A 13,454-nucleotide genomic window follows, 5' to 3' on the forward strand; every position below is an offset into this window, starting at 1 on the left:
CTTACCGAGATGTGCGGATCATGATCTCGGCGGACATGGAAGGCGCCACCGGAGTCACCTGGACCGGGGACGTCGTTCCCGGTACCGAGCAGTGGCAACGGTTCCGGCGCCTGTTCACGGCGGACGTCAACGCGTGCGTCACCGGCCTCGTCGCGGGCGGAGCGGAGCAGGTGATCGTCAACGAGGCGCATTCCTCGCAACGCAACCTCCTGCTCGAAGACCTCCACGCGTCGGCGCGCCTGCTCACCGGCCGCCACAAACCGTTGTCGATGATGCAAGGTATCGACTCCGATGTGGACGGAGTGGTCTTTCTCGGCTACCACATGGCCGCGGGCACCCGCGGCGTGCTCGCGCACACCTACCTGGAGAACTCCATCACCGGCGTGTGGCTCGACGGCGTGCTCGCCTCCGAAGGCCGCCTCAACGCCGCCCTGGCCGCCGAACACGGCGTTCCCGTGCTGCTCGTGACCGGTGACGACCTCACGTGCGAGGACGCCGCCTCCTACGCCGCCTCGGCGTGGACCGTGGCCGTCAAGGAGTGCGTGTCGCGGTACGCGGCCGTGTGCCTGCCACCCGCCGTGACTTCTTCACAGATCACAGAAGCGGCCACCGCGGCGATGGCCTCCGCAGGGCGTTGCGCCGGGGTCGTGGCCCCCCATCGCATCGAGGTCGAGTTCGACGCCTCGCACCTGGCCGACGCCGCCGCGGTCGTGCCGACCGTCGACCTGATCGGAGTGCGCCGCGTCGGGTTCGACGCCGCGTCGATGACCGAGGCGATGAAGGCGTTCAAGGTCGTCACGCACGTCGCGGCCGCCGCGACCGAGGACCTCTACGGCTGACTACAGGTCCGCCAGGAGCAGCAGCGGTTCCCCCTGCTCCAGCGGCAGCCACGCTGACCCCGCCGCCGCGCAGGCGGTCCAGTCATCTCGCGGGCCGTGTCGCGGCCGCTGCGCAGGGCGAGCGCGGCCCGCGCGGCCGCGTCGGGGTGACGGGCCAGCCGCAGCCGGGCGGCGCCGGCAGGGCGCGGTTGAGTCCGGCGAGTGCAGCAACCAGTGCCAGCCGGTGTCGATCATCTCGTCGGCCAGCTCGGGCGTCAGGTCCGGCCGCTTCCCGACCTCACCCAGTCCCTGGCGCCAGGCGATCAGGCGGCGGACCATGTCCAGCGGCAGCGACGGGTGAGCGGGAGGCCGTCCAGGGCCTTCTGCAGGTGCACCGGTGTTCCCCTATCACGATCGGCACAGGGCCGTCACAATTTCACACGAGGGCGCCGGATACGGTGGCATTCATGCCGCTGGACGTCGCGCAGGTGTGCGCACAGCTGATCCGCTTCGACACCACCAACCGCGGTGGCGGCGAATCCGCAGGTGAGCGGGAGGCCGCCGAGCACGTCGCGGGCCTCCTGCAGGACAACGGCGTGCAGCCGATGCTGCTCGAACCGGCCCCGCGGCGCACCAACGTCCTCGCGCGCGTCCACGGCACCGACCCGTCGCTGCCCGCCGTGCTGGTCCAGTGCCACCTCGACGTCGTGCCCGCCGATCCGGCCGAGTGGAGCTTCGACCCGTTCGCCGGGGAGATCCGCGACGGGTACGTGCACGGGCGGGGCGCGGTCGACATGAAGGACATGGCCGCGATGACGCTGGCCGTGATCAACCGCTGGCACACCGAGGGCCGCCGTCCACGCCGTGACGTCGTGCTGGCCTTCGTCGCCGACGAGGAGGACCAGGGCGCCTACGGGGCGCATTGGCTCGTGGAGCACCACGCCGCCTACTTCGCGGGGGTGCAGGCCGCGATCAGCGAGTCCGGCGCGTTCTCCTACGACGTCGACGGCGTGCGGCTGTACCCGATCGGCACGGCCGAGCGCGGCACGTCGCACATGAAGCTCACCGCCACCGGCCGCGCCGGGCACGGGTCGCGGCGCAACGACCAGAACGCGGTGACGGCGCTGGCCACCACCCTGGCGCGGATCGCGGCACACCAGCACCCCGTGCGGCTCACCCCGACCGTCGAGGCGTTCCTCGTCGGCGCCGGCAAGGCACTGGGCGTGGACGTCGACCTCGACGACGTCGACGCGACGCTGGCCCGGCTCGGCCCCGCCGCGAAACTGGCCGAGAACACCGTGCGCTGCTCGACCACGCCGACGATGCTGCAGGCCGGGTACAAGGTCAACGTCATCCCCGGCACCGCCACCGCCCAGCTCGACGTCCGCACCCTGCCCGGCACCGTCGACGAGCTCGTCGCCACCATCGACTCGCTGCTGCCGCCCGGGGTGACCCGCGAGTTCCTCGAGCACCAGCCGCCCGTCGAGGCGCCCATCGACACGCCGTGGTTCACCGCGATGGCCGAGGCCCTGCGCGACGAGGACCCCGCCGCGGCCGTCGTGCCCTACTGCCTGGGCGGCGGCACCGACGCCAAGGCGTTCAGCCGGCTGGGCATCCACAACTACGGCTTCTCGCCACTGCGGCTGCCCGCGGACTTCGACTACCGGGCCATGGCGCACGGCGTCGACGAACGCGTTCCCGTCGAGGGCCTGCAGTTCGGTGTGCGCGTCCTAGACCGCTTCCTGTCGAGCTGACCGCCGCTCGACGAGCTCCTGCACCGCGCTGGGCAGCGTCGTCTCGAAGTCGATCAGCTTCGCCCACGTCGGCGTCACCACGATCCGCACCATGCCGTCGTAGAGCGAGCGGACCTCGCGCTCCCACTCCACCCGCTGCTGCGCGCTCATCCCGTAGCTGCCGTTCATCTGCAGGTACTCCTCCGGGATGCCGTCGACCTCGTCCAGCTCGACGGTGCCGCGGATCAGCAGGATCTTCGGCGGGTGCACCTCGGTGTCGATCGTCAGCGCCACCACCGGGTTCGCTCGCAGCGCGTGCAGCTTCGGCGCGTTCGTCGAGGTGCACAGCACGATCCGCTCGCCGTTCCAGGTGTGCGCGATCGGCACCGCGCGCGGCGTGCCGTCCTTCGCCACGTACGCCATCCGCAGCATGTCGCGGTGCAGCAGCTCCTTGCTGTACGGACGGTTCAGGACCTCGGTGATCTCGCTCTGCGTCATCGTCGTCATGCCCTGGGGACGGAGCCGTGACGACGTTCTCGACATCCGCGCCGAAGGAACTTCTCAGCGCGGAGGCAGCGGCAGCTCCACGGCGGGCAGGCCGTCGATGCTCGCGATGTTGTACGGCTTCTTGTTCGTGTACTCGCGGAACTCCTCGTCGCTCTTGCGGCCGAAGTAGTCCGCGTGCAGCTCCCGCTCCGAGCGGTAGTCCATGAACGGCACGGCGAACCCGCACGTGTCGCTGATCAGCTCCGCCGTCACGACGATCACCGCCCGCAACGCCGGCCCGTCCGCGTCCCCGAACCCCGCCACCAACTCGGCGAAGCGCGGATCGTCGCGGAACACCGGCTCACCCCGGCCGTGCACGCGCACGATGTTCGGCGGGCCCTCGAACGCACACCACATCAACGTGATGCGCCCGTTCTCCCGCAGATGCGCGATCGTCTCGGCGTGGCTGCCACCGAAGTCCAGGTAGGCCACCGTGCGGTCGTCGAGGATCCGCAGCGTGCCCTGCCGGCCCTTGGGCGAGAGGTTGACGTGCCCGTCACCCGTCAGTGGGGCGGTGGCCACGAAGAACACCTTCTGGTTCTCGATGAACTCCCACAGCCGCGGCTCGATCCGATCGTATTCCTTACCCATGCTCAGCAGTATTGATCGCCTCGCAGGACCTGTCAGCCACATTCCCAGGTGCTGAACGCGGCCGTGCGGTCACGCCTGGCCTGGAGGCCTTGCGCGCCTCCAGCTCCACCCGGTCCCAGTGCGCCTGCCAGTCCTGCCGCGGCAGCTTCGAGTTGCCCGCGCGCAGCCCGGCCGTCCCGTCGAGCCCTTCGCGCAGGATGTCCGCGTGCCCGGCGTGCCGGTTCACCTCGGCGATCTCGTGGACCAGCAGCAGGTGCAGCGTCACGTACTTGCGCTCCTCCGGCCACCACGGCACCACACCGGGAGCGGACAGCGGCAGCTCCTCGATGCTGGTGTCGGCGAACGCCGTCGCCCGCGCGAACAGCCCCAGCACGTCCTCCCGCGACTCGTCCGCGGTGGCGAACATGTCCGAGTTCGGGTCGGCGTCCACGTCGAAGGGCAGCTTCTCGGGGAACGGGCGGCCCAGGCAGTCACCGAAGTAGCCCGCCTCGACACCGGCCAGGTGCTTGGCCAGGCCCAGCAGGTTCGTGCCCGTCGGCGTCAACGGGCGGCGCACGTCGTACTCCGACAGGCCCTCGAGCTTCCACAGGAAGGACTCGCGGGCGACCTTCAGGTAGCGGTGCAGGTCGGCTTTGGGATCAGAGGCCATGGCCCTCACCCTCGCAGAGCGGGGTCGGCCGCGGCGGCGATTTCCTCCAGCCGGGCGTGGTGCGCCCTCCACCAGGCGCGGTCCACCGCCGGCATGTTCGTGTTGCCGTCCTGCATGCCCACCGCGCCGTCGACCAGTTCCCGCACCACGTCCGCGTGCCCGGCGTGGCGGTGCAGCTCGACGATCACGTCCAGCAGCACCTCCCGCAACGTCACGGCCCGACGGCTCTCCGGCCACCACGGCACCACCCCCGGAGCGTCCACCGGCAACGCCGCGATCGTCTCGTCGGCATACGCGCGCACCCGCCCGTAGAAGCCGACGACCGACTCCCGCGTCTCGTCAGGCCCGGCGTACATGTCCGAGGCCGGTAACGCGTCCGCGGTCGACCACAGCGGAGGGTCGGGGAACGGCCGGTCGAACACGCGGCCGAAGTAGTTGAGCTCCACCCCGGCCGCGTGCTTCACCAGCCCCAGCAGGTTCGTGCCCGTCGGCGTCAACGGGCGGCGCACGTCGTACTCCGACAGGCCCTCGAGCTTCCACAGCAACGCCTCGCGCGCCTCGTTCAAATACCGGTGCAGCAGCGTCTTCTCGTCCACACGCACCAGCGTCTCAGACAGCACCGACAGTCTTGAGGACCAGCAGATCCAGGTGGTCCACCACCGGCCCGGACTCGACCGCGGCCGCCGCCAGCAACCGCTCCCGGCCCGCCGCGAACTCCTCGGCCGACAACGAACGCAGCAGCGTGTCCGCCTCCTGCCGCAACGTCGACGCCTTGTCCGCCAACGACGACGCCGTCACCTGCGGCACCGCCTCCAGCCGCTGCACCGCGAACCCCATGCCACCGGCCACCTCGTCGACCGTCGGGAACCCGGACAGCGCCCGCGCGGCCTCGGGGAAGAACCGGAACAGCCCGATCCCGCCGTGCCGCTCGCGGAACAACGACCGCAGCACCACCACACCGCCCGGCCGCAGCACCCGCCGCAACTCCGCCCCGGCGGCGGCCAGGTCGCGGACGTGGTGCACCACCGTCGACATCCACACCACGTCCACCGACGCGTCCGGCAGCGGAATCGCGCCGGCGTCCCCGACGAGCATCGGCAACCCCGACGCCTGCCTCATATCCGCGGACGGTTCCACCGCCACCACCGACACCTCCGGGAACCACGTCGCGAACGCCCGCACGAACAAACCCGTCCCCGCGCCCAGGTCCAGCACCGCGCGTCCCGACACGAAACAGGGCGCCACCGCGTCCCGCCACGACGACAACCCCTCGAGCGAAATCTCGCGCGCCACCCGGTACGAGGTGGCCTCCACAACGTCGTAACGCGTCATCCCACCAGGTAACCCCATACGTATGGCGGGATGACAGTGAGCCTTCACACGGACTACACATTGCGGAAGCCATGTCCCTGCCGTGGTTCGAAAGGGTTGCCCTGCATGCGAAAGAGCCATCTCAGACCCCTGATCGGGGTCACCGTCGCCGCGAGCGTCGTGTTCGCCATGGGGGGCGTGCCCACCGGCGCGGCCCCCGGCGCCGAGGAGCTGTCGACGAACTACCAGGTCAGCAACGTGCGCACGGTGGAACAGCGCACCAAGCTCGCCAAGTCCGGTGCCGCGATCGACTCGATCGAGGAGCACGGCATCGTCGTGATCACCGCGACGGCGCGTGAGGCCAAGAACCTGAAGGCACAGGGGTTCGAGGTCACCGAGCTGCCCAAGCGGATGGAGGCGAACTCGGCCATCGGCCCGTTCGACTTCCCCGCTGCCGACTCGAACTACCACAACTACGCCGAGATGACGACGGCGATCAACAACGCGGTCGCGGCGTACCCGAACCTGATCAGCAAGCAGGTCATCGGCAAGTCCTACGAGAACCGCGACATCGTCGCGCTCAAGATCAGCGACAACGTCGGTGTCGACGAGGCCGAGCCGGAGGTGCTGTTCACGCACCACCAGCACGCCCGTGAGCACCTCACCGTCGAGATGGCGCTGTACCTGATCAACCAGTTCACGACCCAGTACGCGAGCGACGCGCGCATCAAGGGCCTCGTGGACACCCGCGAGATCTGGATCATCCCGGACGTCAACCCCGACGGCGGCGAGTACGACATCGCGACCGGCAGCTACCGGTCGTGGCGCAAGAACCGGCAGCCCAACGCCGGTTCCGCCAACGTCGGCACCGACCTCAACCGCAACTGGGCCTACAAGTGGGGCTGCTGCGGCGGTTCCAGCGGCAGCACCGGTTCCGACACCTACCGCGGGCCGAGCGCGGAGTCCGCGCCCGAGGTGAAGGTCGTGGCCGACTTCGTGCGCAGCCGCAACGTCGGCGGCAAGCAGCAGATCGGCGCGTCCATCGACTTCCACACCTACAGCGAGCTCATCCTGTGGCCGTGGGGCTGGACCTACGACGACGTCGCACCAGGCCTGACGCAGGACCAGCGCGACACGTTCGCCACCATCGGCCAGCAGATGGCGGCCACCAACAACTACACGCCCGAGCAGTCCAGCGACCTGTACATCACCGACGGGTCGATCCCCGACTGGCTGTGGGGCACGCAGGGCATCTTCGCCTACACCTTCGAGATGTACCCCGGCAGTGCCGGCGGTGGCGGCTTCTACCCGCCCGACGAGGTGATCCCGGCGCAGACCGCCCGCAACAAGGAGGCCGTGCTGCAGCTGCTGGAACGCGCCGACTGCCCGTACGAGGCCATCGGCAAGGAGCAGCAGTACTGCGGCACCCCGCCGGACCCCGGTGGCAAGTTCTTCGAGAACGCCGCGGACTTCCAGATCAGGGACAACACCACGATCAACTCCCCGATCACGGTGTCCGGTGTGACCGGCAACGCCCCGTCGACCCTCAAGGTCGCCGTGGACATCAAGCACACCTACCAGGGTGACCTGAAGGTGGACCTGGTGGCGCCGGACGGCACCGTCTACGTCCTGCACAACCGCGCAGGCGGCGGCACGGACAACATCAACACCACCTACACCGTCAACGCCTCCAGCGAGGTCGCCAACGGCACCTGGCAGCTGAGGGTCAACGACAACGCCAACCAGGACACCGGATTCCTCGACAAGTGGAGCCTGCAGTTCTGACCGGCTGAGTGTCAGGGCGCCGGAGTTCCGGCGCCCTGACACTCGTAGTCCTTCACGCGCATCGAGTCGTGCATCCGCACGCCTTTCGAGTTGAGCTTGGCCAGCGGCCGTACCAGCCACGACGGCAACGACGTCAGCAGGTGCGCGCCTCTCACGAGCGCCGAGACACCCAGCCGCGTGGACGGGATCAGCGTCTTGGCCGTGCCGAGTGCGAACGCCCTGCTGCCGTGCACGATGTCGCGCATCTCGTCCTCGTACCGCGCGAACGCCGCCTGGTGGTCCGCGCCCGTGGACAACTCGCCCGCCAGCACGTACGCCCCCAGCACCGCGAGGCTCGTGCTCCCGCCGATCGCCGGGCCGGGGCAGTAGGCCGCGTCCCCGACCAGCGCCACCCGCCCGCGTGACCACGTGTCCCCGCGCAGCTGGGTGATCGAGTCGAAGTAGAACGCCCCGTCGCCGTCCAGGTGCTCCAGCCACGAGTCGACCTCGCGGTGCATCCCCGCGAACGCCTCCCGCAGCAGTTCCTTCTGCCGTGCGGTGTCCCGGTGGTGATAGGAGAGCTCGGGCGAGCGGAACAGGAACACCGCGCGTGCGTCGTCCAGGTGCCGTGCGCCGTACACCGCCGCGGTACGCCCAGGACCGATGTGCCCGGTCATCTCGCCCGGCACCCCCAGATCGCGCGGCACGGACAACACCGCCAGATACGCGCCCACGAACGTCTTGCCGACCTCGCCGAACACGAGCCGCCGCACGTTCGAATGCAGCCCGTCCGCGCCGATGACCAGGTCGAACCGCCTCGGCGCACCGACCTCGAAGCCCACCTCGTCACCGATGGACGCGATCGAGTCGCCGAACACGTACTCGACGTCCGCGCGCGTGGCGTCGTAGTAGATCTCGCTCAGGTCGTCGCGCATGATCTCGACGTGCCGGTCCGACGCGGCCGCGAACAACTTGGTCACGTCGGCGCTGATCGGCTTGCGCGTGCCCTCCCGCAGGTACGTCAGCCGCGTGGTCCCGGTCGCCAGGGCCTCGATGCGCGGCAGCACGCCCATGCGCTCGGAGATGTCCATGGCCGGCTTGAACAGGTCGACCGCGTGCCCGCCGGTCTTGCGCAGCACCGGCGACCGCTCGACCACCGTCACCTCGTGCCCGTGCCGCGTCAGCCAGTAGGCGAGCACCGGACCGGCGATGCTGGCCCCGGAAACGAGTATGCGCACCTCACAGCCCCTTACTTAACGGTCGGTAAGTCATGCGGCCGACTCTAGCACCACGACTTACCGACTGTTAAGTAAGATTCCGCCCGTGGCACGACAGAGCGACACCAAGCAGCGGATCCTGCAGACCGCCCGAGAGCTGTTCGCAGATCAGGGCGTGCAGCAGACCAGCCTGCAGGACATCGCCGACCGCCTCGGCATCACCAAACCCGCGCTCTACTACCACTTCGCCTCACGCGAGGACCTCATCCGCAGCATCGTCACCCCGCTGCTCGACGACGGTGAGGGGTTCCTCGCACGCATGGAGGAACGCGACGAGGTGCAGCCGGTCGAGCTGATCGAGGGCTTCTTCGACTTCCACCACCGCCACCGCAAGGACATGATGCTGCTGCTCACCGAGCTGACCACGCTCGCCGAGCTCGGCCTGATCGACGTCGTGCTGTCCTGGCGCGCCCGCCTGACCCGGCTCGTGTTCGGCCCCGAGGCGACCCTGGAGCAGCAGGCACGCGCGGTGCTGGCGTTCGGCGGCATGCAGGACTGCACCATGCAGTTCCCCGACACCCCCGTCGAGGAGCTGCGCGCGGCCACCGTGACGGCCGCACGCGCCGCCCTGGGCGTATAGCTCCACAAAAGCCGCCGTTCGGTCGCTGTCGGCCGGCGCCGCGAAGGACGAACATCACGCGGTGCCCCTCCGCCGTGCCTGGGTGCTGCCGCTGACGCCGACCGCCGCCGTGCTGCTGATCACGATCGCCCTCGTGCCGGTCACCGGCTCCCTCGAAGCCTGGCTGCCCGCCGTTCCCATCACCGCCGCCGTCCTCGCGGCCGTGATCGCGATCGCAGCCGGGCGCGTGTCCGGTGAACCGGCCGACCATCCCTGGCCGACGGCCGTCACCACCGGCGTGATCACCGCGAGCACGCCGCTCCTGATCAGCGGCCTGCTGGGCGAGCCCGCGCCGGCACTGGTCGTGGTGCCCTGGCTGATCTTCGGTCTCGGCGCCGGGTACTGGCAGCTGCACCTGTGCGAGGGAGCAAGATCACGTCCTCTGCACGCCGCCATAGGATTCAGCTACACCTTCGTTTTCACCGCCGTGACGCTGCTGTTCGCAGTGGTGTCCGCGCGGCTCGTCGACTAGATGAGAACGGACTCTCGAAACCGCGCTCGGCCCATCTGAGCGCGGGGTAAGGTCCGGAAACCGATTAACCGCCGGGAGAGACATGCGCGCCGTCGAGATCAGACCTGGGGTCCGGATCCGCTGGGTCGAAGTGCCGGGTGCCACGCCGGCACGCGTCTACCTGCACGGACTGGGCGCCTCGTCGGCTCCCTACTACGCCGAGGCCGTCGCGCACCCGCTGCTGGCCGGGCGTCGCAGCCTCATGATGGACATGCTCGGCTTCGGCATCAGCGACCGCCCCGCCGGCTTCGCCTACTCGCTGGAAGGCCACGCGGACGCCCTCGCCGTCGCGCTCGCGAAGATCGGGCTGCGCCGCTGCGAGATCATCGGCCACAGCATGGGCGGCGCCGTCGCCATCGTGCTCGCCGCACGCCACCCCGAGATGGTGCGCTCGCTCGTGCTCGTCGACCCCCACATCGACCCCCACACCCCGTCGCTCGGCGCGCCCGGCAGCCGCGGCATCGCCGCCTACGGCGAGGCGGACTTCCTGAGCCATGGCTTCGACCGCGTGCTGCGCGACGTCGGCCCGCACTGGGCCGCCACCATGCGCATGGCCGGCCGCGAAGCCCTCTACCGCAGCGCCGTCGACCTCGTCCGCGGCACATCACCCACGATGCGCAAGCTGTTGCTGGAACTGGAGATCCCGCGCGTCTTCCTGCACCCCGAGGACGCACCGCCCAGCGGCGGCCGCGAACTCGCCGCGTCCGGTGTGCAGCTCGTCTCCGTGCCGAACACCGGCCACAACATCATGATCGACAACGTCGAGGGCTTCGCACGCGCCGTCGCCCAGCAGCGGCTGTCGGTCTAACCGAGCTCGCGGGCGATCGCGCCGGCCAGCAGCTCACGCGCGCGTTGCAGGGTCAGCGAGCCGCTGTGCCAGCGCTCGCTCAGCCCCTCGACGAGCGCGGTGAGCCGTTCGGCGGCCGCCGCCGCGTCGACCTCCGGATTCGCTTGGCACACCAGGGCTTCCACGTCGGCGTTCCACGCATCGGTCGCTGAGCGCAACGTCGCGCGCAGCTCCTCGTCGAACGCCGCGCTGGCCCGCAGCTCACCCCACGCAACGCTCGTCTCCCGCACGAACGCGGTGTCCTGCAGCTCGCCGAGAAGCATCTGCACGACCCGTGCGCGCGGATCGCCGGTCTCCCCGTCGCCGGTGCAGGACTGCGCCCGGTGGTTCACGTGCTCCAGCGCGGCACGCAGGATCCCGGCGCGGTCCTTGAAGTGGTAGTAGATCAACGCCGTGGACACCCCGGCCTCGGCCGCGAGCTTCTCGACGCGCAACCCGCGCACACCGTCCTGCGCGATCACGCGCACCGCGGCCTCGAGCATCTGGGTCCTGCGCTCCGACACAAAGCCCTCACTTGGGTTCTTGCTGGGTGGTGCAGTGGATGCCGCCCCCGCCCGACGCGATGCCGTCGATGTCGATCTGCACCACCGCACGTCCGGGGAACAGCCGCTCCATCGTCGCCTTCGCCGCAGCGTCGGCCCGCCGGTCACCGAACTCCGGTCCGACCACCGCACCGTTGCACGCGTAGAAGTTGACGTACCCGGCCGCGAAGTCCTCGTCACGCACCCGCACCGTCTCCGGTCCCTCCATCACCTCGACCCGCAACGGCCTGCCCGCGGCGTCGGTGGCCGACCGCAGGATCTCCAGGTGACGGCGCGTCACGTCGTAGTCGAACGACTCGGGGTCGTTGTCGAGCCCCGCGACCACCACACCGGGCCCGGCGAACCGCGCGTAGAAGTCGGTGTGCCCATCGGTGATGTCGCGCCCGGCGATGCCCGGCAGCCAGATCACCTTCCTGATCCCGAGCAGGTGCGCGAGCTCCTGCTCGACGTCGCTCTTGCGCCAGCCCGCGTTGCGGTTGCCGTTGAGCACGCAGCTCTCGGTGATGATCGCCGTGCCCTCACCGTCGACCTCCAGCGCACCACCCTCCAGCACCAGGTCCGTGCGCACCCGCTCGGCACCGGCCCGCTCGGCGACGAACCCGGCGACCTCCGCGTCCCGGCGGTGCTCCTGCTTGCCGCCCCAGCCGTTGAAGTTGAAGCCGACCGCCCCGCCACCGCGCACGAAAACCGGCCCGGTGTCCCGCATCCACAGGTCGTCGATCTCCGCGGTCACCAGCTCGACACCCGGCATCAGCGACCGGGCCAGTTCCAGGTCCTCGGCCCGCGCCAGCATCGACACCGGCTCGAACCGGGCGATCGTGGTCGCGATCGTCGCCTGGTCGCGCCGAACCCGGGGCAGCAGGTCACGGCCCCAGATCCGCTCGTCGGCGGCGAACGCCATCCACGTCCGGCGATGCGGCTGCCCCTCCTCGGGCATCACCCACGACATACGCGCCAAGGTATACCTGACTGAAATTTCAGTCAATCGGCAACCGCTGGTAGTGGCCTTCGCGGTGCCGTGGGAGACGTCAGCGACGCCTGGCGGGCTCGGCCGTCCAGTGCGCGGGCCGCGACAACGCGGCGGGCAGCTTCGTCTTCGCGTTGCCTCGCGCGGCGTTGACCTGCGGCTGGGTCAGGAACAGGCACGTGCTCAGGTCCGCACCCGACAACTCCGCACCCCGCAGGTCGGCACCGATCATGTCCGCCCGCGACAGGTCGGAGTTCGTGAGGTCCGCGCCGATCAGGTAGGCACCGCGGAAGTCCGCGTTGCTCAGGTTCTTGTTGCGCAGCCGCGCCGATCAGGTCCGCGCCCCGGTACGACCTGGCACTGGTCCGCAGCCGTTCGCTGGTGCGCAGCAGCAGGACGTTCACCTTCGCCCGGATCTCCGGGACGTCGAGCGCCAGGATGTCCTCCGGCGAGGCGACCGTGTGCCGCTCCACCTCGGCGAAGGCCTGCGTGAGGTCGTGGTGCGGGTCGAGGCGGCCCGCCTCGGCGAGGTACCAGAGCAGTTCGTGCAGCTGCCGGACCACGGGGAACACCGTGAACATCTTCTGCCGCTCGGCGGTGCGCCAGTCGACGCCCGCGAACACCGTCTGCGACACCCGCTGACCCGCGCCGAAGCAGTCGTAGACGGTGCAGCCGGAATAGCCCTTCGACCGCAGCTTGTCGTGGATGCCGCACCGGTGATCGGCCAGCAGGTTCTTGCACGGCGTGCCCGCGTCCTTGGTGGCCGCGAAGTCCGCCGACCTCGCGAACGGCAGCGCGACGCAGCACAACCCGAAACAGTTGGCGCAGTCGCCTTTCAGCTCGTCCATCGCGGATCAGCCTACTGGGTCGCCGTTGAGCAACCGGATCTCCGCCGTGACGGCCACCGCGTTCGCCGGCCGCGTGCCCCGGTCGCGGTAGCGGAACAGCAACCGCCGGATCGACGCGCCGATCTCCGCCATCTCGTCGGGCGTCACGTGGATGAGCGCGCTGAACGACTCGTCCGTCGCCGGCGCGTCCTCGGTCTCCCACCGCAGCTGCCACGGACGGGCCTTGCCTCCCTGGTGCGGCGCCTCCTCGATCAGGCCCAGTTCGGCGAGCCGGCGCAGGTGGAACGAGCACAGCCCCGAACTCTGCCCGAGCCGTGCGGCGGCCTGGGTGGAGGTCAGCGTGCCGTGCTCGGCCAGCAGGTCGAGCAACGCGATGCGCACGGGATGGTCCGGAAGCGGCCGTCGAGACATGGAAGGCACCCTACCGAAAA

Annotated in this window: 16 protein-coding genes; 6 read left to right on the forward strand and 10 right to left on the reverse strand. The window is 69.9% G+C overall.

The features are described from left to right. Positions 1–11 precede the first annotated feature (11 nt). Positions 12–839, forward strand: coding sequence for a M55 family metallopeptidase (locus AB0M48_RS20705; RefSeq protein WP_363844241.1), 828 nt, complete (start codon positions 12–14; stop codon positions 837–839). A gap of 446 nt (positions 840–1,285) precedes the next feature. Further along, entirely contained in the window at positions 1,286–2,572 is a 1,287-nt protein-coding gene (locus AB0M48_RS20710; RefSeq protein WP_363844244.1) for a M20/M25/M40 family metallo-hydrolase, read from the forward strand. Here the strand turns inward: AB0M48_RS20710 and AB0M48_RS20715 are convergent. From AB0M48_RS20715 to AB0M48_RS20735, 5 genes are all read right to left on the reverse strand, one after another. After that, positions 2,549–3,049, reverse strand: coding sequence for a pyridoxamine 5'-phosphate oxidase family protein (locus AB0M48_RS20715; protein ID WP_363845151.1), 501 nt, complete (start codon positions 3,047–3,049; stop codon positions 2,549–2,551). The genes AB0M48_RS20710 and AB0M48_RS20715 overlap by 24 nt on opposite strands. Positions 3,050–3,112: 63 nt before the next feature. Beyond that, on the reverse strand, positions 3,113–3,688 hold the full coding sequence (locus AB0M48_RS20720) for a pyridoxamine 5'-phosphate oxidase family protein (protein ID WP_363844247.1): 576 nt from the start codon (positions 3,686–3,688) through the stop codon (positions 3,113–3,115). Further along, positions 3,681–4,337, reverse strand: a complete 657-nt coding sequence (locus AB0M48_RS20725) for a DinB family protein (RefSeq protein ID WP_363844250.1) — start codon at positions 4,335–4,337, stop codon at positions 3,681–3,683. Before AB0M48_RS20725 ends, AB0M48_RS20720 begins: the two co-directional genes overlap by 8 nt. Before the next feature lie 5 nt (positions 4,338–4,342). Further along, complete coding sequence (locus tag AB0M48_RS20730; RefSeq protein ID WP_363845154.1) at positions 4,343–4,942, reverse strand: DinB family protein; 600 nt, start codon at positions 4,940–4,942, stop codon at positions 4,343–4,345. A gap of 4 nt (positions 4,943–4,946) precedes the next feature. Continuing rightward, positions 4,947–5,669: a class I SAM-dependent methyltransferase gene (locus AB0M48_RS20735; RefSeq protein WP_363844253.1), complete on the reverse strand. Its 723-nt coding sequence runs from the start codon at positions 5,667–5,669 to the stop codon at positions 4,947–4,949. A gap of 105 nt (positions 5,670–5,774) precedes the next feature. On the opposite strand from AB0M48_RS20735, the gene AB0M48_RS20740 reads away from it, so the two are divergent. Next, positions 5,775–7,433, forward strand: a complete 1,659-nt coding sequence (locus AB0M48_RS20740) for a M14 family metallopeptidase (RefSeq protein ID WP_363844256.1) — start codon at positions 5,775–5,777, stop codon at positions 7,431–7,433. Positions 7,434–7,444: 11 nt separating this feature from the next. Here the strand turns inward: AB0M48_RS20740 and AB0M48_RS20745 are convergent, their stop codons facing one another. Next, positions 7,445–8,650 carry an FAD-dependent monooxygenase gene (locus AB0M48_RS20745; protein ID WP_363844259.1) on the reverse strand — a complete coding sequence of 402 codons (1,206 nt, stop codon included), beginning with the start codon at positions 8,648–8,650 and terminating at the stop codon, positions 7,445–7,447. 85 nt (positions 8,651–8,735) lie between these two features. Between AB0M48_RS20745 and AB0M48_RS20750 the strand changes: the two genes are divergently transcribed. The 3 genes from AB0M48_RS20750 to AB0M48_RS20760 all read left to right on the forward strand — a co-directional run bounded on the left by AB0M48_RS20750 (position 8,736) and on the right by AB0M48_RS20760 (position 10,627). Next, entirely contained in the window at positions 8,736–9,269 is a 534-nt protein-coding gene (locus AB0M48_RS20750; RefSeq protein WP_363844262.1) for a helix-turn-helix domain-containing protein, read from the forward strand. A gap of 61 nt (positions 9,270–9,330) precedes the next feature. Beyond that, positions 9,331–9,780, forward strand: a complete 450-nt coding sequence (locus AB0M48_RS20755; RefSeq protein WP_363844265.1) for a hypothetical protein — start codon at positions 9,331–9,333, stop codon at positions 9,778–9,780. Positions 9,781–9,862: 82 nt separating this feature from the next. Next, positions 9,863–10,627 carry an alpha/beta hydrolase gene (locus AB0M48_RS20760; protein ID WP_363844268.1) on the forward strand — a complete coding sequence of 255 codons (765 nt, stop codon included), beginning with the start codon at positions 9,863–9,865 and terminating at the stop codon, positions 10,625–10,627. Here AB0M48_RS20760 and AB0M48_RS20765 read toward each other — a convergent pair. From AB0M48_RS20765 to AB0M48_RS20780, 4 genes are all read right to left on the reverse strand, one after another. After that, positions 10,624–11,169, reverse strand: coding sequence for a TetR/AcrR family transcriptional regulator (locus AB0M48_RS20765; RefSeq protein ID WP_363844271.1), 546 nt, complete (start codon positions 11,167–11,169; stop codon positions 10,624–10,626). The genes AB0M48_RS20760 and AB0M48_RS20765 overlap by 4 nt on opposite strands. A gap of 7 nt (positions 11,170–11,176) precedes the next feature. Then, positions 11,177–12,157, reverse strand: coding sequence for an agmatine deiminase family protein (locus AB0M48_RS20770; protein ID WP_363844274.1), 981 nt, complete (start codon positions 12,155–12,157; stop codon positions 11,177–11,179). A 79-nt stretch (positions 12,158–12,236) separates the two neighbouring features. Continuing rightward, entirely contained in the window at positions 12,237–12,497 is a 261-nt protein-coding gene (locus AB0M48_RS20775; protein WP_363845157.1) for a pentapeptide repeat-containing protein, read from the reverse strand. Between the two features lie 532 nt (positions 12,498–13,029). Next, positions 13,030–13,434 (reverse strand): helix-turn-helix domain-containing protein, encoded by a 405-nt coding sequence (locus tag AB0M48_RS20780; protein WP_363844277.1) that lies wholly within the window; start codon positions 13,432–13,434, stop codon positions 13,030–13,032. Positions 13,435–13,454 lie beyond the last annotated feature (20 nt).

The sequence above is a fragment of the Lentzea sp. NPDC051208 genome, assembly GCF_040682435.1.
Lineage (GTDB): Bacteria > Actinomycetota > Actinomycetes > Mycobacteriales > Pseudonocardiaceae > Lentzea > Lentzea kristufekii.